Source organism: Stenotrophomonas sp. 220_Sma, from assembly GCF_056487375.1.
In genome coordinates this window covers 496556-520983 of the sequence record NZ_CM151348.1, presented here as the reverse complement: position 1 = coordinate 520983, position 24428 = coordinate 496556, and the positions used below count along the sequence as shown (strand labels likewise).

Annotated in this window: 19 protein-coding genes; 4 read left to right on the top strand and 15 right to left on the bottom strand. The window is 67.6% G+C overall.

The window, feature by feature from the left end; all coding sequences use genetic code 11:
* Nucleotides 1-32: 32 nt before the first annotated feature.
* The 3 genes from ACZLIB_RS02475 to ACZLIB_RS02465 all read right to left on the bottom strand — a co-directional run bounded on the left by ACZLIB_RS02475 (nt 33) and on the right by ACZLIB_RS02465 (nt 3030).
* Complete coding sequence (locus ACZLIB_RS02475) at nt 33-1682, bottom strand: Na+/H+ antiporter (RefSeq protein ID WP_032128751.1); 1650 nt, start codon at nt 1680-1682, stop codon at nt 33-35.
* Nucleotides 1683-1799: 117 nt separating this feature from the next.
* A complete protein-coding gene (locus ACZLIB_RS02470; RefSeq protein WP_478469076.1) occupies nt 1800-2588 on the bottom strand; it encodes a dioxygenase family protein in 789 nt (262 codons plus the stop codon).
* Nucleotides 2589-2619: 31 nt separating this feature from the next.
* Nucleotides 2620-3030 carry a DoxX family protein gene (locus ACZLIB_RS02465; protein WP_164080459.1) on the bottom strand — a complete coding sequence of 137 codons (411 nt, stop codon included), beginning with the start codon at nt 3028-3030 and terminating at the stop codon, nt 2620-2622.
* Nucleotides 3031-3126: 96 nt separating this feature from the next.
* Between ACZLIB_RS02465 and ACZLIB_RS02460 the strand changes: the two genes are divergently transcribed.
* Complete coding sequence (locus ACZLIB_RS02460) at nt 3127-4008, top strand: LysR family transcriptional regulator (RefSeq protein WP_478469074.1); 882 nt, start codon at nt 3127-3129, stop codon at nt 4006-4008.
* Nucleotides 4009-4103: 95 nt separating this feature from the next.
* Here the strand turns inward: ACZLIB_RS02460 and ACZLIB_RS02455 are convergent, their stop codons facing one another.
* The gene (locus ACZLIB_RS02455; RefSeq protein ID WP_107433506.1) at nt 4104-7166 is read right to left on the bottom strand and encodes a bifunctional diguanylate cyclase/phosphodiesterase; all 3063 of its coding nucleotides are present in this window, start codon (nt 7164-7166) and stop codon (nt 4104-4106) included.
* A gap of 176 nt (nt 7167-7342) precedes the next feature.
* On the opposite strand from ACZLIB_RS02455, the gene ACZLIB_RS02450 reads away from it, so the two are divergent.
* Nucleotides 7343-9454: a M13 family metallopeptidase gene (locus ACZLIB_RS02450; RefSeq protein WP_329914202.1), complete on the top strand. Its 2112-nt coding sequence runs from the start codon at nt 7343-7345 to the stop codon at nt 9452-9454.
* A 391-nt stretch (nt 9455-9845) separates the two neighbouring features.
* On the opposite strand, the gene ACZLIB_RS02445 is transcribed toward ACZLIB_RS02450, so the two are convergent.
* Nucleotides 9846-11018, bottom strand: a complete 1173-nt coding sequence (locus tag ACZLIB_RS02445; protein ID WP_032128757.1) for an MFS transporter — start codon at nt 11016-11018, stop codon at nt 9846-9848.
* The gene (locus ACZLIB_RS02440; protein ID WP_478469073.1) at nt 11015-12229 is read right to left on the bottom strand and encodes an MFS transporter; all 1215 of its coding nucleotides are present in this window, start codon (nt 12227-12229) and stop codon (nt 11015-11017) included. The genes ACZLIB_RS02445 and ACZLIB_RS02440 overlap by 4 nt, the downstream gene beginning before the upstream one ends.
* 133 nt (nt 12230-12362) lie before the next feature.
* On the opposite strand from ACZLIB_RS02440, the gene ACZLIB_RS02435 reads away from it, so the two are divergent.
* The gene (locus ACZLIB_RS02435; RefSeq protein ID WP_132809048.1) at nt 12363-12950 is read left to right on the top strand and encodes a TetR/AcrR family transcriptional regulator; all 588 of its coding nucleotides are present in this window, start codon (nt 12363-12365) and stop codon (nt 12948-12950) included.
* Nucleotides 12951-13178: 228 nt separating this feature from the next.
* Here the strand turns inward: ACZLIB_RS02435 and ACZLIB_RS02430 are convergent, their stop codons facing one another.
* On the bottom strand, nt 13179-14108 hold the full coding sequence (locus ACZLIB_RS02430; RefSeq protein WP_149909013.1) for an oxygenase MpaB family protein: 930 nt from the start codon (nt 14106-14108) through the stop codon (nt 13179-13181).
* Between the two features lie 309 nt (nt 14109-14417).
* Between ACZLIB_RS02430 and ACZLIB_RS02425 the strand changes: the two genes are divergently transcribed.
* Nucleotides 14418-15032, top strand: a complete 615-nt coding sequence (locus tag ACZLIB_RS02425; protein ID WP_032128761.1) for a hypothetical protein — start codon at nt 14418-14420, stop codon at nt 15030-15032.
* 39 nt (nt 15033-15071) lie between these two features.
* On the opposite strand, the gene ACZLIB_RS02420 is transcribed toward ACZLIB_RS02425, so the two are convergent.
* The 8 genes from ACZLIB_RS02420 to ACZLIB_RS02385 all read right to left on the bottom strand — a co-directional run bounded on the left by ACZLIB_RS02420 (nt 15072) and on the right by ACZLIB_RS02385 (nt 24426).
* Nucleotides 15072-15416: a hypothetical protein gene (locus ACZLIB_RS02420; RefSeq protein ID WP_032128762.1), complete on the bottom strand. Its 345-nt coding sequence runs from the start codon at nt 15414-15416 to the stop codon at nt 15072-15074.
* A gap of 18 nt (nt 15417-15434) precedes the next feature.
* Nucleotides 15435-16205: a LytR/AlgR family response regulator transcription factor gene (locus ACZLIB_RS02415; protein ID WP_032128763.1), complete on the bottom strand. Its 771-nt coding sequence runs from the start codon at nt 16203-16205 to the stop codon at nt 15435-15437.
* Nucleotides 16195-17454 carry a sensor histidine kinase gene (locus tag ACZLIB_RS02410; RefSeq protein WP_049398329.1) on the bottom strand — a complete coding sequence of 420 codons (1260 nt, stop codon included), beginning with the start codon at nt 17452-17454 and terminating at the stop codon, nt 16195-16197. Before ACZLIB_RS02410 ends, ACZLIB_RS02415 begins: the two co-directional genes overlap by 11 nt.
* 212 nt (nt 17455-17666) lie before the next feature.
* Nucleotides 17667-19316, bottom strand: coding sequence for a M28 family metallopeptidase (locus ACZLIB_RS02405; protein ID WP_346487126.1), 1650 nt, complete (start codon nt 19314-19316; stop codon nt 17667-17669).
* A gap of 381 nt (nt 19317-19697) precedes the next feature.
* Complete coding sequence (locus ACZLIB_RS02400) at nt 19698-21344, bottom strand: CsgG/HfaB family protein (protein ID WP_478469072.1); 1647 nt, start codon at nt 21342-21344, stop codon at nt 19698-19700.
* A 16-nt stretch (nt 21345-21360) separates the two neighbouring features.
* Nucleotides 21361-22038: a hypothetical protein gene (locus tag ACZLIB_RS02395; RefSeq protein WP_049398327.1), complete on the bottom strand. Its 678-nt coding sequence runs from the start codon at nt 22036-22038 to the stop codon at nt 21361-21363.
* 100 nt (nt 22039-22138) lie between these two features.
* Nucleotides 22139-23239, bottom strand: coding sequence for a hypothetical protein (locus tag ACZLIB_RS02390; protein WP_019337987.1), 1101 nt, complete (start codon nt 23237-23239; stop codon nt 22139-22141).
* Nucleotides 23230-24426 carry a hypothetical protein gene (locus ACZLIB_RS02385; protein ID WP_049398325.1) on the bottom strand — a complete coding sequence of 399 codons (1197 nt, stop codon included), beginning with the start codon at nt 24424-24426 and terminating at the stop codon, nt 23230-23232. The genes ACZLIB_RS02390 and ACZLIB_RS02385 overlap by 10 nt, the downstream gene beginning before the upstream one ends.
* Nucleotides 24427-24428 lie beyond the last annotated feature (2 nt).

Genomic DNA, 24428 nt, shown 5'->3' with positions numbered 1-24428 from the left:
CAGTCGAGCATGGCTCGACTCTACATTCGGCGTCACTCGCGCTTGCGCGATTCCAGCAGGTCCAGGTTGCGGATCAGGCGCCGCGAGATCTCATCGGAGATCACCCCGCGCCGGGTCAGCCGGAACAGCTCCTCGCGCTCGGCATTGAGGCCGGCGCTGCGCAGCTGGCGGTAGCCCAGTTCCATGCGCCGCACCTTCTCCGGGTCCACGTCGGGCCCGTCGCTGTCCTTCTCCAGGTGGCGCTGGTAAAGCAGGCTGACCCGCGAGGCGGCATCGTTGTAAAGCTGCACGTTCTCGGTGTTCTGGTTCATCACCATCTGCTGGCGCATGCGCTCGACCCCGGCCAGCGCTGCCTTCGACGACAGCCGGCGCGCCAGGTCCTCTTCCTTGCGCTCACCCGAATCGGACGGCAGCTGCAGGCCTTTCAACAGCCGCGGCAGCGCGATGCTGGCGCCCAGCAGCGAGAACAGGATCACCGACGCGGCCAGGAAGATCACCAGGTCACGCGCCGGGAACGCACTGCCGTCGGGCAGGAACAGCGGCAGGGTCAACACGCCGGCCAAGGTAATCGCACCGCGCACGCCGGCCACCGAGGTCGCCACCACGATGCGCCAGTTCGGCGCCTCGCCCCGCTCCAGGCCGCGACGGCGCGCGCGCAGCAGGTTCCAGCGCAGCGACAGCCACACCCACAGCAGGCGCAGCACGACCAGTGCCAGATTGATCACCACCACATACACCAGCAGCCACCACGCACTCTGGTGGCCGGTCTCGTTCATGGTGGTGGTGGCGCGTTCGACGATGCCCGGCAGCTGCTCGCCCAGCAGCACGAACATGATGCCGTTGAAGCTGAACTGCAGCATGTTCCAGACCCCGGCGCGCTGCACGCGCATGCTGCCGGAGACGCGGCCGGTCAGCTCGACATAGCTCATCGCGATACCGGCGGCGACCGCGGCGAGGATGCCCGAGGCATGGATCTCTTCGGCCAGCAGGTAGGCCGCGAATGGAATCAGCAGGTTGACCAGCATCGCCGCGCCCGGCTCTTCGCCGAAGCGGCGCCACAGCCAGCGCTGGAAGGTCGACACGCCCAGCGTCACCGCCACGCCCACGGCGAGGCCGGCCACCGCCACCCACACGAAGGTCAGCGAGGCGGTGGCCAGCGAGAAGGTGCCGGTCATCACCGCTGCCACCGCGAAGCGGAAGCAGACCAGGCCCGAGGCATCGTTCAGCAGCGACTCGCCCTCAAGGATGTGCATCAGGCGCTTGGGAATCGGCGCCTTGGAAGCGATGGCCCCGACCGCCACCGGGTCGGTCGGCGACACGATGGCCGCCAGCGCGAAGCACACCGCCAGCGGCATCACCGGAATCAGCCAGTGGATGAGGAAGCCGGCGCCGATGACGGTGAAGACCACCAGGCCGAACGCCAGCTCGAGGATCGCGCCCTTGTCGCGGAACAGGCCCTGCTTGGGAATACGCCAGCCATCCAGGAACAGCAGCGGCGGCAGGAACAGCAGGAAGAACACCTCCGGCTCCAGCGCGTGGCCGCGGTTGAACACGCCGGCGATGACCGCACCCAGGCCGATCTGCACCAGCGGCAGCGGCAACGAGAACGGCAGGACACGAACCAGGTAGCCGCTGGCGACAACGGCCACCAGCATCGCCAGGACGACTTCAATGGTATGCATGCTTCTTCCAGGAAGCGGCGCGCGGGGAGGCTCACAAGCCAGCGCCGGAAACCCGGAAAAAACTACCACATGCGGCCATGACCGCGACGGCCGGGGCCGCCGCGCGTCAGCCCCGGCTCATGCCCCGTCGAAGCGGTACAGATCCATGGCGAGGAAGCCGGCATCGATACCAGCGTCGATGCGGCGTGCACCGAAGCCGCCCTCGCCGGCCGCGCCCATCGCGAAAAACAACGGCAGCAGGTGCTCGTCGGTCGGGTGCGCACGTTCGGCGAATGGCGCCTGCCTGCGGTAATCCAACAGGGCCTGGCGGTCATTGGCGGCCAGACGCTGCTCCACCCACTCGATGAAGGGCCGCACGTACGGCGCTTCCTTGCCGTCCTGGTAGTCGCCCCAGTCGTGCAGGTTGTGGGTGATGCTGCCCGAGCCGACCAGCAGCACGCCCTGCTCGCGCAGCGGCGCCAGCGCACGGCCCAGCGCGAACTGGTGCTCGGGCCCGAGCAGTGGCTGGATCGACAGCGGCACCACCGGGATGTCGGCCTGCGGGCGCAACAGCCGCAGCGGCACCCAGGCACCGTGGTCGAGGCCACGCTGCGGGTCGAGCGCCACCGGCAGGCCGGTGGCGGCGATGCGGCCGGCCACCTCTTCGGCCAGCGCCGGATCGCCCGGCGCCGGGTACTGCAGTTCAAACAGCGCGCGCGGGAAGCCGCCGAAGTCGTGGATGGTCGGTGGCTGCGGATGCGCGCCGACCAGCGGCTGCCGGCCCAGCCAGTGCGCCGAGGCCATCACGATGGCGCGTGGCGTCGGCAGGTCGCGCGCCAGCTCGGCCAGGCGCACGCCAACCTGGCCCGGATGCAGGGCGGTCATCGGCGAACCATGCGAGATGTACAGCGAAGGCAGGCGGGACATGGAATTCTCCAGTTGCAGGGTCAGGCGGCGATCAGCGCGAACGCAGGGTCCACTTGCCGTCGCCGACCAGGAACAGCACTACCAGCGCCAGTGCCCAGAACGCCGGGTATTCCCAGCCGCCGCCGGCATTGGCGAAACCGAAGCCGTTGGCACCATGCACGGTGATGATGGTGCCCAGCAGCAGCGGCACACCGACCAGGCCCACCCAGCGTGCGTAGATGCCCAGCAGGAGCGCGACGGTGATCACCAGCTCGACGCCGATGGTGAGGTAGCCGAGCACGCCGGGCAGGCCCAGCGACTCGAAGAACGCCGCCGTGCCGGCCGGGGTGAATACCAGCAGCTTGATCAGCGCATGGACCAGGAACAGCACGCCCAGGGCCAGGCGCAGCAGGGTGGCGCCGTACGGGGCCAGCGGCGAAACAGGAGCGGTCGTGGTGTGCATGGGGAAACACCTTGAAGGGAGTGGGCACAGGTTATTGCGCCTTCGTGGACCAATAAATACGATGGATTGACCGTATTTATTTCAAAAGGCGCAACAATGGACACCCTCGAGGCGATGCGCGTGTTCGTGGCGGTGGTCGAGCGCAACGGCTTCAGTGCCGCCGCCCAGGCCCTGGATATGTCCACTGCCGGCGTCACCCGCCAGGTCGCCGCGCTGGAAAAGCGCCTGTCCACCCGCCTGCTCCACCGCACCACGCGCCGGGTCAGCCCGACCAGTGCCGGTGCCGCCTACTACGCCCAGTGCGTGCGCCTGCTGGCCGAGTTCGACGCGCTGGAGGCCAGCATCGGCGCGCAGGCGCTGGAGCCCTCCGGCACGCTGCGCATCAACGCACCGGTCAGTTGGGGCATCGCCCGCCTCGGCCCGCTGCTGGCCAGCTACCGCGAACGCTTCCCGCAGGTGGAACTGGACCTGGCCCTGTCCGACCGGCTGGTGGACATGGTCGAGGAAGGCTACGACGTCGCCATCCGCATCACCCGCGAGCCGGGGCCGACGTTGATCGCGCGACGTCTGGGCGAATCGCAGGTGAGCCTGTGCGCCGCGCCGGCCTACCTGGCCGCACGCGGTACGCCACAGACGCCGCAGGAGCTGCAGGCCCACGCCTGCCTGAGCTACAGCTACTGGGCCGCCGGCGACCATTGGCCGCTGCAGGGGCCCGGCGGCGAAGTGAAGGTGGCGGTGAGCAGCCTGCTGCACGCCAACAACGGCGACGTGCTGCGAGAAGCAGCGATCGCCGGCATGGGCGTGATCCTGCAGCCCGATTTCCTGCTGGAAGACGCGCTGGCCGATGGCCGCCTGGTGCGCATCCTGCCCGAATGGGAGGCCTCGCCGATCGGCATCTTCGCGGTCTATACCAGCCGCAGCCACCTGGCACCGAAGGTGCGCAGTTTCATCGACCATCTGGTGGAGGCTGGGGTGTAGCCGAATCTGGCGCTTGCCGGTAGTGCCGGCCGCTGGCCGGCAATCAGACACATCCCGGTCCTGGGCGAATGCCGGCCAGCGGCCGGCACTACCACTTAGGCGGCAACCTCATCCAGCGCCTCGATGATCCGTTCCAGCGGCGCCGGCCGCCCAAGCAGGTAACCCTGCACCTGGTCGCAGCCGTGCGCAGCCAGCCAGTCCAGCTGCCCCGGCGTTTCCACGCCCTCGGCGATGATGGTCAGGCCCATGCTGTGGCCCAGCGACAGCAGCGCGCGGCAGATCGAGGCATTGCGCGGATTGGTTTCCACGTCGGCGACGAAGCTGCGGTCGATCTTCAGGATGTCCAGTGGCAGGTGCTGCAGGTAGGACATGCTGGAATAGCCGGTACCGAAATCATCCAGCGACACGCTGATGCCCTGCTCGTGCAGGCGTTGCATGGTCTGCATCGCCTGCGCCGGCTTGCGCATCAGGCTGCTCTCGGTCAGCTCCACGTGCAGCGCGCCGCGGGCCAGGCCGAACTCCTGCTGCGCGCGGGTGAACTCGGCCACCAGATCGCTGTTGAAGAACTGCACCGCCGATACATTGACCGCGATCGGCAGCTCGCCCCAACCGGCCTCGACCAGCCGGCGCTGCGCCTTCGCCGCCGCACGGATCACCCAGCGCCCCAGTGCCAGGATCAGCCCGGTGTCCTCACACAGCTGGATGAACTCGTTGGGCGGGATGAAGCTGCCATCGGCCTGCGGCCAGCGCAGCAGGGCCTCCAGCGCGGCCGGACTGCCATCGCTGGCGTGCCGGATCGGCTGGAAATACAGCTGGAACTCGTTGTCGATGGCGGCGTGGATGCGTCCGGCCAGGCGCAGGCGGTCGGCCAACCGCGTGGTCACCGCCGCGTCGAACCAGACCACCACGTTGCCTTCGGCGCGCGCGGCATGCGCGGCCTGTGCGGCCATGCCGATCACCTGCTCGGCGCTGTGGCCGTCGCCGGCAATGTGCACGGCCACGCCGATGCGCGGCTCGAACTGGTGCAGCGAATCCTTGCCGCGCATCGGCGCCGACACGATCTGCAGCAGGTCGTCCAGCACGCGCTGGGTATCGTGCTCGGCACCGATGGCGAACACGAAGTCCTCCGCCGGCTGGAATGCCAGCGTGCCGCAGCGCGCGCCCAGGCCACCGAGCCGGGTCGCCATCGACTGCAGCACCGCATCGCCGATCTCGCGGCCCAGCGTGTCGGCCACCAGCTGCAGGCCGCGCAGCTGCACGAAGGCGATGGTGTAGCCCTCCTGCTGCTCGTCCAGCTGCTCGGTCAACGCACGCACGTTGAGCAGGCCGGTGGCCGGGTTGTGCCGCGCCTGGTAGGCCAGGTCGCGCTCGTAGGCCAGCCGTTCGCTCACATCCTCGGCCAGCACCAGGCAGGCGGGCTGGCCATCGAAATCGAGCTTGGACAGGTGTGCGCGCACTTCGAACACACTGCCGTCCTTGCGCCGGTGCAGGCGCACGGTGGCATCCTGCAGCTCGCCGACACGGGCCTTGGCGATCGCACCCTTCACCTCGTCCCAGCCTTCGCGCGGGCGGATGTCGAGGATGCTCATCGCCAGGAATTCCTCGCGGCTGTAGCCGTACTGGCGCACGGCGGCATCGTTGACCTCGATGAAGCGCAGCGTATCCGGATCGAACACCCAGAACGGTGCTGGATTGCGGTCGAACAACAGGCGGAAGCGGCGTTCCACTTCGCTCATCTGCTCGCGGGCCTGGTAGCGTTCGCTCAGGTCGGTCAGGGCACCGATCATGCGGCGCTCGCTGTCGGCCACCTCCACCCGCTGCCCGCGTGCGCCCACCCAGCGCACTGCGCCTCCGGGCAGTACCAGGCGGAACACCTGGTCGAGCACCGCGCCACCGGCGAAGGCCTGGTCGAAGGCCTGCTGCAGGCGCGCTGCATCATCACGATGCACGCGCGCGAAGAAATCGGCCACCGGCAGCGCATCGGTCTGCACGCCGAAGATCTCACGCGCCAGCGGTGACCAGCGCAACAGTGCGGCATCCTCGTCCACGTACCAGGTGCAGACGCGCCCGACCTGGTGGGCCAGGCGCAGTTCGGCATGCCCGGTCTTCAGTTCCTCCGCCATCGACTGCTGGCGGCGGGTGCTGCGGCGCACCGCGTACAGCAGGACCAGCAGCACCCCGACGTAGGCCAGCACGATCGCTACTGACGCCTGCAGGTAGGGCCACCATGGCGCCAGCACGTCCTCATCGGCCAACCCGACCTGCACCGCCAGCGGGCTGCGCTCCAGCGTGCTGATGGTGATGATGCGCTGCACACCATCGACCGCGCCCGGCAGGCTGCCCAGCTCGACCACGGCCTGCTTGCCGAGCAGGTCGCGATGCGGGAGATCGTAGCGACGGCCGACCGTACCGTGCGGGTCCGGTACGCGGGCCAGCATGTAGCCTTCCGCATCGCTGATCGAAACCAGCCCGTTCGGGCCAACATCGAGGCCGCCGATGATGCGCTGCAGTTCGCCGCAGCGCAGCCGCGCCAGCAACCAGCGGTCACCGGCCATCGGCAGCGCGAGCGGCACCACCCAGCCACCGTCGCTGGCGCGCAGCGGCGGGCCGATGTACAGCGAACTGCCCAGGCCGCGGCGCTGCGGATCGGTCCACAGCGGCAGGTTCAGGTCACCTTTGCCGGCCGTCAGGGCGCGGCCATAGCTGTCCAGCACCACGATGCTGTGCAGCTCGGCATGCCGGCGCAGCACGCCGCCGATGGAGGCATCAAGCAGCGCCGGCGCCTGCGCGGGCACGCTGCGGAACACTTCAACGGCATCGGCGGCGATGCCGGACATCGCCCGCTCCAGGTTGCGCAGCTCCAGCGCCAGCAGGCGCTCGCTGCCCACCGCCAGTGCACGGCTCTGGCGCTGTGCGGCCTCCAGCCGGCGGTGATGGTCGTTGGCCAGCATGGTGGTCAACCCGGCCACCAGCAGAATGCCCAGCAACACCCCGCCCCAGGTAATGGCGCGCAGCGGCCGGGCCAACGCCCGTTTCAGCGCGGGCATCGGTTGGTCTTCCTTGTGCAGTCGGCTGGCTTCATGCGCGAACGAATCCTCCACATCCCCGACCTCAACGGCCGGCGGACGCCATTCTTGACGCCTGACCCGCCCCCGCATGGCCACCTCCCCGTGTCCGCGCAGGGCTCCTGAGGCCAGCATGCACCACACCGGTGACGGCGTGAAGATCGCTTCCGCGCGTTCAGCCAGATCCCGCACAGGGCGGGCGGCACTACGGGAGGGCCAGCCGGGGCGGAGCGGATTAGACTTGGGGTTTTCCGCTGCAAGAGAAGTCCATGTCCAAGCTGCGCCGTCCCACCCTGGCACTGGCCATCGTTGCCAGCCTGTCCCTGGCCGCCTGCGACCGCCCGGCCGATCCGGCTGCCGGCACCGCCGCGCCTGCCGATGCCGCACCTGCGGCCGCCAAGCCGATGCTGGGCAGCTTCGGCTTCGATGCCAGCGGCATGGACCGCAGCATCAACGCCGGCGATGATTTCTTCGGCTTCGCCAACGGCACCTGGGTGAAGAACACCGAGATCCCGGCCGACCGCTCGCGCTTCGGCAGCTTCAACGTCATCGCCGAGAAGACCCTGGCCGACACCCGCGCCATTCTCGAAGGCGCCGCCGGCAACACCCAGGCCAGCGGTGATGACAAGCTGATCGGCGACTACTACGCCGCCTACATGGACGAAGCCGGCATCGAGCAGCACGGCATCGCGCCGGTGCAGCCGCAGCTGAAGGCCATCGATGCGATCGCCGACAAGGCCGGCCTGGCGCGTGCCCTCGGCGGCGAGATGCGCGCCGACGTCGACCTGCTCAATGCGACCAACTTCTACACCGACCGCCTGTTCGGCCTGTGGGTGTCGGTGGACCTGCTGCAGCCGGACCGCAACGCGCCCTACCTGGTGCAGGGCGGCCTGGGCATGCCCGACCGTGACTTCTACCTGGGCGGCGGCCGCATGGCCGAGCTGCGCAAGCAGTACCAGGCCTACATCGCACAGATGCTGCAGCTGGCCGGTGTCGCCGATCCGGCGGGCAAGGCGCAGCGCATCCTCGCGCTGGAGACGAAGATCGCGCAGGCGCACGCCACCCAGGAAGAAACCAATGATGTGACCAAGGGTGCCAATCCCTGGACCCAGGCCGACTTCAATGCCAAGGCGCCGGGCATGGACTGGAACGCCTTCCTCGACGCGGCTGCGCTGGGCAAGCAGCAGGACTTCATCGTCTGGCAACCCAAGGCGGTGGCCGGCCTGTCCAAGCTGGTCGCCACCGAGCCGCTGGATGTCTGGAAGGATTACCTGGCCTTCCACGCGCTGGACCGCGCCGCTGCCTACCTGCCGAAGAAATTCGCCGATGCCCGCTTCGCCTTCCACGGCACCACGCTGAGCGGCACGCCGCAGCAGAGCGACCGCTGGAAGCGTGCAGTGGACGACGCCAACCATGCCATCGGCGAAGCGATCGGCAAGCGTTACGTCGAGAAGCACTTCGACGCCAAGACCAAGGAACGCGCCGACGAGATGGCGAAGAACATCATCGCCGCCTTCGCCAAGCGCATCGACGCGCTCGCGTGGATGTCGCCGCAGACCAAGGCCAGCGCCAAGGCCAAGGTGGCCGGCCTGACTGTGGGCATGGGTTACCCGGAAAAGTGGCGTGATTACACCGGCCTGGAGATCCGCCGTGATGACGCGCTGGGCAATGCGCAGCGCGCCGAACTGTTCGAGTACCAGCGCAACATCGCCAAGCTGGGCAAGGCGGTCGACCACAGCGAGTGGGCGATGCTGCCGCAGACCATCAACGCGATGAACGTGCCGCTGGAGAACCGCCTGGTGTTCCCGGCCGCGATCCTGCAGCCGCCGTTCTTCGACGGTGCTGCCGACGACGCGGTGAACTACGGCGCCATCGGCGCAGTGATCGGCCACGAGATCAGCCACGGCTTCGACAACGCCGGTGCGCTGTTCGACGAGACCGGCAAGCTGCACAACTGGTGGACCGCTGAAGACCTGAAGCAGTTCAACGCCGCTGGTGATGCGCTGGCCGCACAGTTCAGCAGCTACGAGCCGTTCCCGGGCGTGCATGTGAACGGCAAGCTGACCCTGGGCGAGAACATCGCCGACGTGGCTGGCCTGGGTACCGCCTACGATGCCTACCAGCTGTCGCTGCAGGGCAAGCCAGGCCAGACCCTGGAAGGCTTCACCCCCGACCAGCGCTTCTTCCTCGGCTTCGCCCAGGCGTGGCGCAGCAAGAGCCGCGAGCAGGCGCTGCGCAACTCGCTGCTGACCGATGTGCATGCACCGGGCCAGTTCCGCGCACTCACCGTGCGCAACATCGACGCCTGGTACCCGGCGTTCGAAGTGAAGGAAGGCCAGAAGCTGTACCTGGCCCCGGACAAGCGGGTCAAGGTGTGGTGATGTAACCGGAACGGGCGCCAAAAGGCGCCCGTTTCATTTCCTGGTAGCTGCCAACCCTGGTCGGCACATGCCCCGCTCTGGTGGGTGCCGACCTTGGTCGGCACATGCCCCGCTCTGGTAGCTGCCAACCTTGGTTGGCAAATGCCCCGCTCTGGTAGCTGCCAACCTTGGTTGGCAAATGCCCCGCTCTGGTAGCTGCCAACCTTGGTTGGCAAATGCCCCGCTCTGGTAGCTGCCAACCTTGGTTGGCAAATGCCCCGCTCTGGTAGCTGCCAACCTTGGTTGGCACATGCCCCGCTCTGGTGGGTGCCGACCTTGGTTGGCACATGCCTCGCTCTGGTGGGTGCCAACCTTGGTTGGCACGGGGCAGGAATCCACGCATGGCGTGGATCTACCTGCGGGTGGTGGCAACCATCAGCAGAGCGCTCGCAGCCAACACCGCAGCAGCCCAAAGCGTGGCGTACGGCCCGACACCATCCAGCAGCCGTCCACCGCCCCACGCGCCAAGCGCGATGCCGATATTGAACACGCCCACATACAGGGCGGTGGCGATCTCCACGGCCTGCGGCACCGCTTTCATCATCCAGCTCATCAGGCCCACCGATACGCCGCCATAGGCCAGGCCCCATAGCAGCAGCACCGCAATGCCACCGCTCGGCGTGCCCCCCAGCCACAGCAACAGCAGCGGCGTCAGCAGCAGGCCCGATGCGATCGCCAGCAACGTACCGCGCGGATGGCGTGCTGCCAGCGGCCCGGCGATGAAGTTGCCGGCGATGCCGGCCAAGCCGTAGGCAAACAGCAGTGCACCGATCCAGGACGCCTCCACGCCCGAGACGGACGTCAGCAGCGGCCGCACGTAGGTGAAGGCGATGAAGTGCCCGGACACCAGCAGCACGGTCAGCCATAGGCCACGCCGCAGGTCGCGCTGGCCAAGCTGCTGCACGAACTGCCGCGGCCGCACCGATGTACTTACAGGTAACGCGGGAACCACCCGCAGATGCAGCAGCATTACCGCCGCACTGAACAACGCCATCACCACAAAGGCGCTGCGCCAACCCAATGCATCCCCGATCAGCGCGCCCAACGGAACGCCGAGCACCGACGCTGCGGCCACGCCGCCGAAGATGATCGAGGTAGCCAGGCCGATGCGGTCAGCCGGCACCAGGCGCGCAGCCAGACCGCCGGCGATGGCCCAGATGCCGCCCATGCAGAACCCCACCAGCACCCGTGCGGCCAACAGCCAGCCGATGCCCGGTGCCAGCGCCGACGCGAGGTTGGCGACCAGCAGGAGCGCAAGCAGCGCGCACAGGATGCGACGGCGATCGATGCCACCGGCTGCGATCACCACCAGCGGTGCGAACACTGCCGCCAGCAGGGCCGGCAGCGAGATCATCAGGCCGGCGGTGCCGGTGGACGCGCCGAGATCTTCGGCGATCGGGGTCAGCAGGCCGACCGGCAGCATTTCGGTGGTGACCACCGAGAACGTGGCGAGGCCGACGGCGGAAACCGCCCACCACGGATGACGAGGCACAGGCGCGGCGTGCGCAGGCGATGAAGCGCTCACGGGACGATTCCTTCAGGGGATGTGGTCGAGGCAGACGGGCGCAGTGCACGTTGCGCGAGCACGGCGAACAGCAGCACACCACCGCCTGCCACCAGCGCAACAACAAAACCGCTGCGCACGCCCCCCGCATCGACGCTCTGCCCGGACAGTGCCGCGCCCAGCGCCACGCCGATGTTCAATCCGGCCAGCAACCAGGTCATGCCTTCGGTCAGGCGCGATTCGGGCACGTACTGTTCGACCAGCGACATCGCCACGATCATCGTCGGCGCGAAGAACACCCCGGCCAGCAGCACGGCAACGGCCAGGGCAGGCAGGTTGCCGACCCACAGCAGCGGTAGCGTGGCCAATGCAGTGGCCGCTGCTCCGGTCAGCAACAGGCGCGGCAACGGGATCTGCAGCTTCAGTGCACCAAACAGCAGGCCCGCCGCACAGCTGCCCAGCGCATAGGCCGACAGCACCCAACTGGCAGCCAGTGGCTGCCCGCGCTGTTCGGCGAAGGCCACGCTGGTGATGTCGACGGTACCGACAATCACACCCATCGCCAGCATCAGCAACGCCAGCAGGCGGATCTCCGCTTGCCGCAGCAGGGAGCGGCGTGGTGTGGCGCTGTCAACCGGTTGCAACGGCGGCTCGGTACCGCGTTGCAGAACCAGTGCGGTCACCCCGAGCACCAGCAGCAGGGCGGCGGCCAGCACGCCGGCCTGCGGCCATACCGCCACCGACAACCCGACGGACAACGGTGGCCCGGCGATGAAGGTCACCTCGTCGAACACGGTCTCCAGCGAATACGCGGTCTGCAGCTGCGGGCGCCCGCGATGGATCGCGGTCCAGCGCGCGCGCACCATCGCCGACACGCTGGGCATGCAGCCGGCCAGCATCGCCGCAATGAACAGCGTCCAGTCCGGCACGGCCAGCAGCGTGCACGCAAGCAGCAACAGCAACCCGGCCGCACTGGCCGCGGTGGCCCACGGCAGCACCCTGCCCTGCCCGCGCCGGTCGACCCAGCGCGATACCTGCGGCGACAGCAACGCGTAGGTCAGCACGAAGGTGGCCGACACCGCACCGGCCAGTGCATAGCTGCCGCGCAGCTGGGACAGCAGGGTGATGATGCCGATACCGGTCATCGGTAGAGGAAGGCGTGCCAGCAGCCCGGCCAGGGCGAGGCCGGCGGTGCCGGGGGCCGCGAACAGGTCGCGATAGGGGGTGGCCATCAGGTTCTCCAGGGCAGTGACTTGCCTGGCGCACCGGGCGCCACGACAATACATACAGAGCGTATGAATAAGAGGCTACATTCATACGAATCGTATGTAAATAATCATGCACTGTGTATGTAAGGAGCTCCGGATGGTTCGTCGCACCCGCGCCGAGATGGAAGAAACCCGCGCCACCCTGCTGGCCACCGCCCGCCGGGTGTTCAGCGCGCATGGCTATGCCGCCACCTCGATGGACGACCTGACCGCCCAGGCCGGGCTGACCCGCGGCGCGCTGTACCACCACTTCGGCGACAAGAAGGGTCTGCTGGCGGCTGTCGTCACCCAGCTCGATGCCGAGACCGACCTGCGCCTGCAGGCGATCAGCGATGGCGCGGATGATGCCTGGGACGGCTTCGTGCAGCGTTGCCGCGCCTATCTGGAGATGGCACTGGAGCCGGAAATCCAGCGCATCGTGCTGCGCGATGCGCGCGCAGTACTGGGTGGCGCCTCACCGGAATCGCAGCGCCACTGCGTGCACTCGATGCAGCACCTGATCGAACATCTGGTGGCGCAGGGCGTGGTGGCGCCGGTGGACGCGCAGGCGCTGGCGTCGCTGATCTACGGCAGCCTGGCCGAGGCCGCGTTCTGGATCGCCGAGGGCGAGGATGGCGACGCGCGCCTGCAGCAGGCGACGGCGGCGCTGGAGATGCTGTTGCGTGGGTTGAAGTCGGCCGGGTAACGCCCATCCACGCATGGCGTGGATCTACTGCGGAATCCGCTCTGGTAGAGGCCAACCTTGGTTGGCGCTTCTGCGGCACCGCGCGAAATGCGTGCCGACCAAGGTCGGCAGCTACCAGAACCAAGGTGTCAGTAGATCCACCTACTGCGGAATCCGCTCTGGTAGAGGCCAACCTTGGTTGGCGCTTCTGCGGCACTGCGCGAAATGCGTGCCAACCAAGGTGGGCACCTACCGGAGCAGTTCGGGCCACTCGCGCAACACCGCCACCGGCACGCCCATGCGCGTGCAGGCGCGGCTGGCCAGGCCATCGGGCAGCGCGCGGCGGAACAGCGGCGCCATGCCCTGCATCAGCTTCGCCGACGCTGCAGCCTGTGCGCGCTGGCGCGCATTGCGTTCCAGCATGCCTTCGGCCCAGTCCGGCAGCAGCGCCGCACCGGCGCCGAGGAACACTTCGCGCGACAGACCCGGCACCGGTACCGGCAGGCGCACGCCGGACAACACCTCCAGCACTTCGCGCGAGCGTTCGTCGACGCGCAGTTCCGGCTGCCGCGCGCAGAAGTACGCGGCCACTTCCGCTTCACTGCGCGGCACATCCACCGCACCCAGTGCCTCGGCCACGCAGCGGTACTCGTCGTAGTAGCGATCGGCGATGTGCGCCGGCACCTCGCGCCCGTAGCGGCGGAAGCCTTGCAGGAAGCCAAACGCCTCGGTCACGTGCACCCACGTCAGCAGCTGCGGATCGTCCGCCGCATAGGGCTCCCCCTGCGCGGTCTGGCCGCGGATCTGCGCATGGATGCGGCGTACCTTGGCCACCAGCGCCTCCACCTCGCCGCTGGGCGCATAGCTGGTGCCGGCAACGAAGGCGGTGGTGCGGCGCAGGCGTCCCACCAGGTCCTGGCGGAAATTGGAGTGGTCGTAGACGCCGGCCAGCGCGCGCGGATGCAGGGTCTGCAGCATCAGCGCACACAACCCGCCAGCCAGCATCGAGGGGAATTCGGCATGCAGCCGCCAGGTGACGCTGTCGGGGCCGAACCAGCCCGGGTCACCCAGGGGGTGGTCGTAATCGATGCCGCTCTGGCCACGCGGGAAGGCCTCCAGCACCCAGCGCCGGATCGGCGCGGTGACAGGGCGGGAAAGTCGCTGCAGCAGAGCCGGCATCACAGGTCCAGGAAAGGCGGAAGTACGGCCACGCGTTGCGCGGTCGGCCCCGATTCTGGGCGATCACGACGCCGGCGGCGAGTCTCCGCGCTCAGCCGCGGTTTCATGTGCGGCCGCAGCACATTTCACCCTGCGACATCCTGTCGCAGGCTGCGGCCGCGATGCTGCAACGCACCAACATTCACCCATTCAGACAAAACCCTTACGCCGCTAGGCATTGCGCCCATTGCACGGCTCGCTGGAAGTGCTAGAACTGAACCCGCCACACCGTCCAACGCTGATCGACGCACGTTCCACAAGGAGCCAGCCATGATTGCTTTGTTCAAGGGTTTGGGACTACTGCTTCGCGACAACGAGCTCTACAGCAGCCCGTTCGAAAAACAGGTCGCGCACTGGCGCAGCCTCAGCGAGCAGCAGATCCGCGATGAAGTGGCTGTGCTGGCCCAGGCCAAGTGCCAATGGCTGATCGCCTCGATCGTCGGCTGGCAGGCGGCCTCGCTGCTGATCCTCGGGCTGATCACCAACTACCTGTGGCGCGACGATTACCACATCACCTTCACCCGCGTGGTCGTGGTGTTCGGCTCATGGATCTCGATCCTGTTCGTGATCTGGTTCATGGCCAACATGTTCGACCGCACCGCCGGTTTCGAGCGTTGGATGAAGGCCTTCAACAGCCGCGCCCGCATCAGCTCCAAGGCCGACAGCGTCGAGAACGTGGCCGAGGCACTGGACTTGGCCGAGCACTACCCAGAAGTGCTGGACTACAAGCAGGCCGTCACTGCCAAGCGCGAGCTGCGCCATGAGGACATCCGCATCATGACCGAGATCGGGCGCATGAAGCAGCACTCAGAACTGGTCGGCCGCCTGAACCATGTGGGTGAGAACGAGCACCACCACGACCTGACACTGCAACCTGCCTACTGACCCTTCAGGGAAGCGGGGGGACCCACAATGCCACCGTGATCACTCACGGTGGCATTGTTCTATCGGGTCCTGGCTGACGCATTGGTGGAAGCCCCTGGGCAGGTCACGCATCGCCTCGGTCTTTCCCACCGCCACCGCGAACCGGCGCAACGGCGGCGTGGCACACGCGGCCCCGCTGCTGCATGCAGGGTCCAGCACCACGTAGTGGCAGTGGCCACTGCTGCTGGCGATGCACTGGAACCGCGCCTCGCCATCGACCACGGTGCGTTTGCTGTACAGCGTGTCCACGCCGTTGGCATTGGTACGGGTGATCGAGGTTTCGCTGGACTTCTCGCAGCCGGCCAACGACAGCGCAGCAACGCAGGCAAACAGGAACAGGCGCATGGTGCCTCCAGGGTGCGGCTACATGCCGCGGAACAGGCTCATGAACGGTTGGCTGACCACCAGCGTCTCCGTACGCCCACGCAGGCGCAGCACCCCGCGCCCGGTATCGTCGCGGCTGACCGCTGCCACCGCCTTCATGTTGACGATGGTCGAGCGATGGATCTGGCGGAAGTGCTGCGGATCGAGCACTTCCAGCAGCTCGCGCAACGGTGTGCGCAGCAGGCTCTCACCGGCCGCAGTCATCACGGTGGTGTACTTGTTGTCAGCACGGAAGTAGGCCACGTCTTCCAGCATGATCAGCTGCGTCTCGCGGCCGTTGCTGGCGGTGATCCAGGCCAAGGGCGGGCGCTCTGCCGCCCTCTGCGACGGCCCCAGGCGCTGAAGCAGGCGTTCGAGTACGGCATCGTCCTGGCGCGTTGATGGCAGCCGCGACAGGATGCGTTCGCGCGTGGCCAGCAGGCGCTCATCGCTGACCGGCTTCAGCAGGTAGTCCATCGCACCCTGCTCGAACGCGTCGATGGCGTACTGGTCGTAGGCGGTAACGAACACCACCTGGGTGCGCGGGCTCAGTTCGGACAGCGAACGGGCCACTTCAATGCCACTGATGCCGGGCATGCGGATGTCGAGGAAGGCGATGTCCGGCTGTTTCTCGGCCAGCTGTTCCAGCGCACTGGCGCCATCCTCGCACTCGGCCACCAGCTTCAGGTCCGGCCACAACCGGCCCAGCTGCTCGACCAGCGACTGCCGCAGCAGTTCCTCGTCTTCGGCAATGAGCGCCTCAAGCGGCATGGCTGCGCTCCTTGCTCGACTGCGGCAGGGTCATGGTCGCGGCCACGCCGCTGGGGAAGTTGGCGACGATCGCCACGCCGGCCTGTTCGCCGCAGGTCAGGCGCAGGCGCTCGCGCAGGTTCTTCAGGCCGATGCCGGTACCGCTGGTGCCCTGGCCGAAGCCGAGGCCATCGTCGGCCACCGTCACCGTTACATGGTCATCGAAGCCACGCGCCAGGATCCAGATCGTGCCACCGCCGGGCTTCGGTTCCAGGCCATGCTTGATCGCGTTCTCCACCAGCGTCTGCAGCGCCATCGCCGGCAGCTGCACGCCGTGCAGTTCGTTCGGTACCTGCACCTCCACCCCCAGCCGTGCGCCCATGCGGATACGCAGGATCTCCAGGTAGGCACGGGTGCGCTCCAGCTCCACGCCCAGCGTGGACAGCGATTCGTCCACCTGTGGCAACGAGCTGCGCAGGTACTGGATCAGGTGGCCCAGCATCTGGTCGGCACGTGCCGGGTCGGTGCGGGTCAGCACCTGCGCGTTGGCCAGCGTGTTGTAGAGGAAGTGCGGTTCCACCTGCGCATGCAGCAGGTTCAACCGGGCCACCGACAGCTCCTTTTCCACCTGGGTCTGCTCAGCCGCGGCCTGCTCGTCGCGACGCTGGTCGGCAACACGGCGGCTGATCGCGCGGGTGACCGCTTCGGCGTTCTCGAAGTTGCTGCCCTCATCCAGTGCCAGCAGGTCGGCCCACCAGCCGGCATCCGGCTCAAACAACAGGGTGACGGTACTGGTGCCCTGCCCCGGCGTGACCGTCGCCAGCACGCTGTTGCGCTTGATCGCCAGCCGTGCCGGCAGGTTCCAGCGCGATGGCTGGCGGCCGTTCCAGGCATCCACGCGGCGCACGTAGGCCCGCACCTGCAGGCTGCCGGCCGAACTTTCCACGTCTTCAACGCGCGGCAGTTCAGCGATGGCCGCTTCCACCACCGAGAATGCCTGGCCGGCATCCATCGGCAGTTCCACCTGGCGGCGCTGGCGGCCGGAGAGCGTGGTCGAATCCAGCCGGCCGGCGACCAGCCAGACGCGGCGTACATGGGTAATCGCGCTGCCCAGCGCGGAAATCATCAGGAACATCACCAGCAGCCCGAACACCCAGCCAGGGCCGTCGTTCATGCCGCTGAAAATGCCGCTCCAGACCATGCCGGCGACGAACAGCGCCGCAGCCCAGGCCAGCAGGTGACGAAGCAGGAGAGAGAGGCTGGCGAACACGGCGGCGCCTTGGAGGAAGGGGGTGAGCCGAGCATAGGGCGGCCCGCCGGGCAAACAAGCGGGTTGCGACGAAGGGCCGGAAAGCGGGGATGGAAGCCATTCTGGTAGAGCCGGCCGCTGGCCGGCTCCCCATGACCTCCACAAGCATCACAAGGTTGCCGGCCAGCGGCCGGCACTACCCGGGAGGCGCCGGGCGAACCCGGCGCATTCCCTTACTTGCGCTGGTCGGCGCTGGCGTCACGCACGGCGCGGAACGATTCGTCCTTGCTCCAGTTCGGCCAGCTGCGCGAGTTGGCCAGCTGGTTGCCCAGCGTGTACAGCACTTCCAGGTCGCGGGCGGCACCGGCGAACACCCAGTCCGGCTGCCACTCGTCGCCCTGCTGGTGGTAGCGCTTGGCGGTGTAGTCCTCGGAGGCCTTCTTGCCTGCGGCCACGCCACCGTCCACCCAGTCCTGGCCGGCCGACCAGGACAGCGCCGGCACGCCACGCTTGGCGAACGGGAAGTGATCGGAGCGGAAGAACAGGCCCGCTTCCGGCTTCGGGTCCGGCGTGTAGCGGATATCCCAGCCCTTGGCCACGTCCTTCAGCTGGTCCAGCAGCTCGAAGCGCGCGGCACCGTAGATGCCGAAATCACGCGACGGCCCGAACGGCGCCATGCCATCCATGTTGATCACCGCCACGGTCTTTTCCAGCGGATACAGCGGATGGGTGGCGTAGTACTCCGAACCCAGCAGGCCCTTTTCCTCGGCGGTGACCGCCAGGAACAGCAGCGAACGCTGCGGGCGCTTGGCCTTGGCGAAGCCACGGGCCAGTTCGATCAGCGATGCGGTGCCACTGGCGTTGTCCAGAGCGCCATTGAAGATCCGGTCGCCACGTGCGTCGGGCTCGCCCACGCCGATGTGATCCCAGTGCGCGCTGTAGACGAGGGTCTCGTCCGGGTGGCTGCTGCCCTCCAGGCGTGCGGCCACGTTGTGCGAGGTGATCACTTCGGTCTTCACCGCGTACTTCGCGTCCAGGCTGGCGCCGGTCAGCGGCACCGGGGTGAAGTCGCGCTGCTGCGCCTTCTTCTTCAGCGCCTCGAAGTCCTGGCCGGCCGAGCGGAACAGCTCCACGGCCAGGTCGCGCTGGATCCAGCCTTCCAGCAGCGGGTGGCTGTCGGCCGGGTTGTCGCGCACCACATCGAACATGGTGTTGGTGTTGGAACCGGCCACGGTGGCCCAGCCGTACGACGCCGGTGCGGTCTCGTGCACGATCAGCACGCCCAGCGCGCCCTGGCGGGCGCCTTCTTCGTACTTGTAGGTCCAACGGCCGTAGTAGGTCATGCCCTTGCCGTCGAAATCACCCTGGCCGGTCTCGAAGTCCGGGTCGTTGATCAGCACCACGGCGATCTTGCCCTTCAGGTCCACGCCCTTGAAGTCATCCCAGTTGCGCTCCGGGGCCTTCACGCCGTAGCCGAGGAACACCAGCGGGGCCTTGCTGATGTCGACGTTGCTGGCGCCGTTCATGGCGGCGCGCACGGCGATCTGCTTGCCCTGTTCCAGCGCAACGGTCTTGCCGCCCTGGTGCAGCGCCAGCTGCGGTGCGCCGACGATGTCGCCCTTGCGCAGCGGCACGGCCTGGGTCCACAGGCGCTTGCCGTCCTTGAGGTCGCCGCCCGGCTGCAGGCCGGCGTCGGCGAACTGCTTGCTGAGGAAGGCGATGGTCTTCTCTTCGCCGGCGGTGGCCGGGGAGCGGCCTTCGTAGGCGTCGGAGGCCAGTTCCTTGACGTCGGCGGAGATCCGCGCGCCATCGAATTTCGGGGTGGCCGCCATCAGTGCGCTCGACACCGACAGGGCCAGCACGCCCAGTACCACTCGTTTCATTGCTCTCTCCAGCAGGGAAATCCTTCTGGAGTGTAAGGGGTTCGGCAGGGCTGCGCCCTGCACCCGCAGAAACAACGGCAACGGCCGAAGCAACAGCAAAAGCTGGGTTCCTGAGGGTAGGCGGGGTAGGTCCGGTTGCGGGGGACGCCGTGAATCCGTCCCTGGAGGCTTGGGCGCGCCATCCATGGCGCTTACACCCCCGCAACCGGACCCACCCCGCCTTCGACAGATTTCTGCTGCTGTTGGTGGGTGTCGACCTTGGTCGACACACCGCTGTTGGTAGGTGTCGACCTTGGTCGACACGGACGGAAACAAGAAGGGGTCAGTTCCCTTTCCCGGTGGGAAAGGGCTCTGACCCCATCTGTGTGCTGCCTTGGCGTGTTACCAGTTCGGGTCTTCGGCCGGGGCGGCAGCGGGCTTGGGCTTCGGCTTGGCCGCCGGGCGCGCGGCGGCGGCCGGTGCAGCCGAGGCCGTTGCGCCAGCAGCGGCGGCAGCCGGCTTGCTGCCCAGCTTCTGGCGCAGTTCAATCTGGCCCGGACGGAAGCCGCCGCGCATGGCGTCGACGCCGTCTTCGATGGTGCCGTACGAGGTCTGTGCAGCCACGCGGTCGATGCGGATGGTGCAGCACGGGTGTTCGCTGCGGCCCAGCGAGCGGCCGGTCTGCGGGTCCTTCAGTTCTTCGCCCAGGCGCACGGCCTGCCAGCGCTGGCCGGCCTGCACGGTGTCACCGCCCTGGCTCAGCACCACCTGGTCTCCGTCCACCGAAACCACCGACACCGGGAACAGCGTGGTGACGATGGTGGTACCGATCTGGCCGGACAGCGATTCCATCATCGCCGCGGCCATGTTGCGGCCATTGACCACGCGCGGCAGGGTGCTCGGGCCGGTAGAGGCCAGCTGGTGATCGAAGCTGTCGGACATCACCACCTGGCCGGTGGTGGCGTTGATCAGGCGCAGGGTAATGCGGCCGCCACCGGAGTACGAGATCACCTGGCGGTCGGACATGCGCAGGTTGCGCACGCTGCGCGGGTACTCGAAGCGTTCGATGGTCGGGATCAGGATCAGGTCGGTCGCCAGCTGCTGGCCGACGCGTGCGGTGTCCTGCAGGCGCACGTTGCCGCTGTTGATGTGGTCGATCTCGGCCTGCAGTTCGTCGCCGAACTCGCGGTCCAGCACGATGAAGCGCTGGGTCTGGGTCAGCGTGTCGGACAGCCGTGCGCGGATCGCATCGGCCACTTCATCGGCATCCACGCGGCCGTCTCCGACGGCGTAGCTGCCGGCCTTGGTGCGCGGCAGGGCAACCACGATCTTCGGCTTGCCCTGCTCGTCCGGCGCGCGGTACTGGGCGATCTGTGCGCGCACGCGCACCTTCCAGTAGCTGCGCATGCTGCGATGGGTCACGTCGGAATCGAACGAACTGGCGCCACGCTTGGCATCGACGCTGACCTTCTCGTCGTAGCTTTCCCTGACGCTGGCCGAGGCCGAACCGCTCTTGGCCGAGGCTTCGCCGGAGGCACTGGCCGACGCCGAGCCCTTGAAGCTCCAGCCTTCGTCGCTGGCGCGCACGCGGGCGATGGTTTCCTCGTCCAGCTGCCGCACTTCATCCTGCGACAGGATTTCATAGCCCAGCACCGCGCCCTGCGAGCCGGCGATCATCTGCTGGGTGAACGCGTCGGCGCGGATATCGCCGACGTGTTCGTCATCCACATCCACATGCAGGCCTGCACGCAGGCTCTGCATCTGGCTGGCCACGCGTACGCCGTTGACCTGCGCCACCGCCGACTGCAATGCCGCCAGCACCGCCAGTTCCGGGGTGCTGCCGATGCCGTCGGCTTCGCGCGCGACCTGGGTGGTGCCGCCGAAATCCGGCGTGCCACGCAGGGGCGCTGCTTCCACTGGCGCATTGCTGGCCAGTGCACTGGTTGCCTTGTCCTTGGCGGGCGCGGCGGCCGGGGTGTCCTGCTTGCCACAGGCTGCAAGCAGCGTGGCAGCCAGGCCCAGGCCGATCAAACGGTAGGTCATACGCATGGAGATTCGCCTCGGATCAGAGCGTGTCGAGCATCGAATCGGCGTTGGACGGCACCTTCACCTTGCTCTTCTTGGCGAAGGTCACGGCCGACTTGGTCGAACCGTACAGGCCCTGGATGAAGCCCGGCGATTCCTTGGCCACCCATGCACCTGCTGCCAGCTTGCGGCCGACGGTGGCCAGCTGGGTCGCGCCCAGGTTCTTCATGCCGGCGGTGAAGTTGCTGGCTTCGCCGCCCAGCTTCTGTGCTTCGGCCGCCGAGGACAGCAGCGAGACCAGGCCTTCGGCGTAGTGCTGCTTGGATTCAGCGTTCAGTTCCGGCTGTGCGGCCTGGCGCTCGTTGATCGCCGCCTGCGCAGCTTCACTGACCGACACCGACTTCTTCATCGCATCGACGCTGACCGAACCCGACGACAGCGCCTGGCGCTCGGCTTCCAGCAGCTGCACCTGCTCGGCCAGGCCGAAGGCGCGGGCAAACGAGGTCTGGGCCTGCAGCGAGTGCGACTGCGAGCTGACGAAACGACGCACCAGCGCTTCCTGCGCGGCTTCGTCCGGAGCGGCGGCGCTGGAGGCGCTGCTGCTGGAGGTGCCGGTAGCGGCGCCAGCCAGGTCCTTCAGCTTGCCCAGGCCAGCGTGGGCCGGCATCGACAGGGTGGCGGCAGCGATGGCCACGACAAGAGCGGTATTGCGGATCATGTGAGTGTCCTTTTGGGAGAGACGGCCGCGAAGCGGCACGTGGGAAATCGGTAACCCCAGGGCGATGCCGAGCGAGCTCGGCACCCACCGGGGTGGCGGATCAACGAACTGCCTTGACGTTCAGTTCGTTGATCATCTGCTGGGCAGCCTTTTCAGCCGCCAGCTGCAGCGCGTTGGTACGGGCGACGGTTTCATTCGGGCCGGTACCGGAGAACTGCACCGGGCCCACCGACGACACGGTGCGCGGGAAGCGACCAGTCACATCCAGCACCTTGCCGGTGACGGTGACGAACACGCGGGTGTTGCCGCTGGCCGGGTCACGGTCGCGCATGCCGACGTCGAGGGTGCCGACGGCGATGTACGGGATGTTGGCCGCGCGGATGCCGTTGGCGGTATCACGCAGGGTGGCCGGGGCCAGGTCGTTGCCGGTGCTGAAGTCCTTGCGGATACGCTCGATGCTGAGCAGACCGCGCGATTCGCCTTCCACGTATTCGGCTTCAACCACTTCGTAGCCGGCGGCGCTGAAGGCGCCGGTCATCGCGGTGTTCACTTCGGCGGCGTTGGCCACCTTCCAGCTGATGTTGTCGCTGCGCTGGGTGGTGCTGCCGCCGCTGGTGACCGACATCGAACCGTTCTGGTTGATGCTGCCGTTGGTGCTGACCGAGTTGCCGCGGAAGCTGTCGCCTTCACGGGTATTCTCGCTGTAGCTGCTGCTGGCGTCGACGCGGCGGTATTCCTTGTCCTGGAACGACTGCACGGTGTCCTGCGAGCGCGCCATGAACAGGAAGGTCAGCAGCGAACGCTGGGCGGCGGTGGCACCGGCCACGGCCGAGCCGGCATCCAGCTTGGTCTGCAGCAGTGTGGTGTTGATCTCGGCGCGGACGGTGACGGTGTAGGTCTTGGCCTTCTTGTCTTCGGTGTCCGACAGCTGCACGGCGCTGAGCACGTAGCGGTCGATCTCGCCGATGAACTCGGCGCGACGCGCTTCGAACAGGCGCAGCTTGGCCGCACCGGTTTCGGCGATGTACGCCTCCAGTGCATTGACCTTGGCCTTGTTCAGGGCCTGGGCGCGGGTGTCGGCACTCAGGCGCAGGCCGTAGCTGGCCGAACCGGTACCGCGCGAACTGGCGGTCTGTGCAGCGACCGGGGAGGCCACCACCAGGGCGATGAGGATGAGCAGGATGGTACGCATCAACGACATGACTTGATCAACTCCTGGAGGGCTTGGGTCTGCTGTTGCAACGGGCGGCCGCCCGGCTTCTGTTCGTCCAGCCAGCCGCGCGAATCGGCGCGCTTGGCGGCGGCGCCGGCGAAGGCGTCGAAGCCGGCCAGCAGGGTTTCGTAGCTGGCCGACCACTGGTCGACCTGCCACTGCGTGACCGGCACCACCTTGGTGGCACCCTTGCGCAGCGGCTGTTCGAAATAGACCTTGCCGGAGAACGGCTCGGTCACCTTGGCGGTGAAGAACGCGCCGAACAGCATCGTCTTCATCGCCGGGGTTTCTTCGATCACGCCGTTCTTCAGCGCATCCACCTGCAGGTTGATGACGTAGTCCGGCTCGGGAATCTTCAGCTGGTAGACCTTGCCGTCGGCAAAGCGCGCCGCCATCGCACCACCGATCGCCTGGCCCGAGGCCGGCGGCAGCAGGCCGACGCCGGTATTGGACGACAGCGTCTTGGACAGCTCATGGGCCAGCGTGGCGCGCAGCGGGGCTTCCCACTTCGGGTCGGGCAGCTTGGCGCGGACCGCGTCGGACAGGGTTACGCCACCGACCTGCAGGCGACGCACGGCGGCATCGGGCAGCCGGGCCTGGGCGAGGCTGGCAGCCAGCACCTGCGACAGGCTGGTATCGGCGCTGCCATACAGGAGATCGGCGACGATCGCGTCGATATCGTCGTTGTCCGGCCGGTAATCCTGCACGTCGATGCGCTGCAGGGTAAGCGGATAGGACGCGATCACCTGGCGCTCGCGGAAATCGAAGAACAGCGCCTGCAGCGCCACTTCCACCAGCACCTTGTACTGGTCGCCGATCGGCTCGACCGAGACCAGTTCGCGGTCCAGTGCCGCGGCCAGCACTGTCGCACTGGTGGTGCCGTCGAGCATCGCCACCGGCTGGTCTATAAGTTCCAGATTGGCCGGCGGGCGACGCTTGAGCCCCTGCCCCAGGGTCTGGTTGAGCGGGATCAAGCCACGCTTTTCCAGCACGGCGTGCGCATGCGGCGTGGTCGCCTGCACGGCAGCGGCATCAGCGGTATAGGCAAACCCGGCCCAATAGGCCTGCTGTGATTTGTCTGCCGCCTGCACGGCCATCGGCCATACGGCCAGGCACAGGGCACAGGCAAGCAGGCGCGCAAAAGCGCGCGATGCGCTCTTCGTCCTTGAATACATCC

What these genes read in the sequence shown, in the direction of transcription:
- ACZLIB_RS02475 (WP_032128751.1), bottom strand. Translation starts at nt 1,682, where the DNA reads ATGCATACCATTGAAGTCGTCCTGGCGATGCTGGTGGCCGTTGTCGCC.
- ACZLIB_RS02470 (WP_478469076.1), bottom strand. Translation starts at nt 2,588, where the DNA reads ATGTCCCGCCTGCCTTCGCTGTACATCTCGCATGGTTCGCCGATGACC.
- ACZLIB_RS02465 (WP_164080459.1), bottom strand. Translation starts at nt 3,030, where the DNA reads ATGCACACCACGACCGCTCCTGTTTCGCCGCTGGCCCCGTACGGCGCC.
- ACZLIB_RS02460 (WP_478469074.1), top strand. Translation starts at nt 3,127, where the DNA reads ATGGACACCCTCGAGGCGATGCGCGTGTTCGTGGCGGTGGTCGAGCGC.
- ACZLIB_RS02455 (WP_107433506.1), bottom strand. Translation starts at nt 7,166, where the DNA reads ATGCGGGGGCGGGTCAGGCGTCAAGAATGGCGTCCGCCGGCCGTTGAG.
- ACZLIB_RS02450 (WP_329914202.1), top strand. Translation starts at nt 7,343, where the DNA reads ATGTCCAAGCTGCGCCGTCCCACCCTGGCACTGGCCATCGTTGCCAGC.
- ACZLIB_RS02440 (WP_478469073.1), bottom strand. Translation starts at nt 12,229, where the DNA reads ATGGCCACCCCCTATCGCGACCTGTTCGCGGCCCCCGGCACCGCCGGC.
- ACZLIB_RS02435 (WP_132809048.1), top strand. Translation starts at nt 12,363, where the DNA reads ATGGTTCGTCGCACCCGCGCCGAGATGGAAGAAACCCGCGCCACCCTG.
- ACZLIB_RS02430 (WP_149909013.1), bottom strand. Translation starts at nt 14,108, where the DNA reads ATGCCGGCTCTGCTGCAGCGACTTTCCCGCCCTGTCACCGCGCCGATC.
- ACZLIB_RS02425 (WP_032128761.1), top strand. Translation starts at nt 14,418, where the DNA reads ATGATTGCTTTGTTCAAGGGTTTGGGACTACTGCTTCGCGACAACGAG.
- ACZLIB_RS02420 (WP_032128762.1), bottom strand. Translation starts at nt 15,416, where the DNA reads ATGCGCCTGTTCCTGTTTGCCTGCGTTGCTGCGCTGTCGTTGGCCGGC.
- ACZLIB_RS02415 (WP_032128763.1), bottom strand. Translation starts at nt 16,205, where the DNA reads ATGCCGCTTGAGGCGCTCATTGCCGAAGACGAGGAACTGCTGCGGCAG.
- ACZLIB_RS02405 (WP_346487126.1), bottom strand. Translation starts at nt 19,316, where the DNA reads ATGAAACGAGTGGTACTGGGCGTGCTGGCCCTGTCGGTGTCGAGCGCA.
- ACZLIB_RS02400 (WP_478469072.1), bottom strand. Translation starts at nt 21,344, where the DNA reads ATGCGTATGACCTACCGTTTGATCGGCCTGGGCCTGGCTGCCACGCTG.
- ACZLIB_RS02395 (WP_049398327.1), bottom strand. Translation starts at nt 22,038, where the DNA reads ATGATCCGCAATACCGCTCTTGTCGTGGCCATCGCTGCCGCCACCCTG.
- ACZLIB_RS02390 (WP_019337987.1), bottom strand. Translation starts at nt 23,239, where the DNA reads ATGTCGTTGATGCGTACCATCCTGCTCATCCTCATCGCCCTGGTGGTG.
- ACZLIB_RS02385 (WP_049398325.1), bottom strand. Translation starts at nt 24,426, where the DNA reads ATGTATTCAAGGACGAAGAGCGCATCGCGCGCTTTTGCGCGCCTGCTT.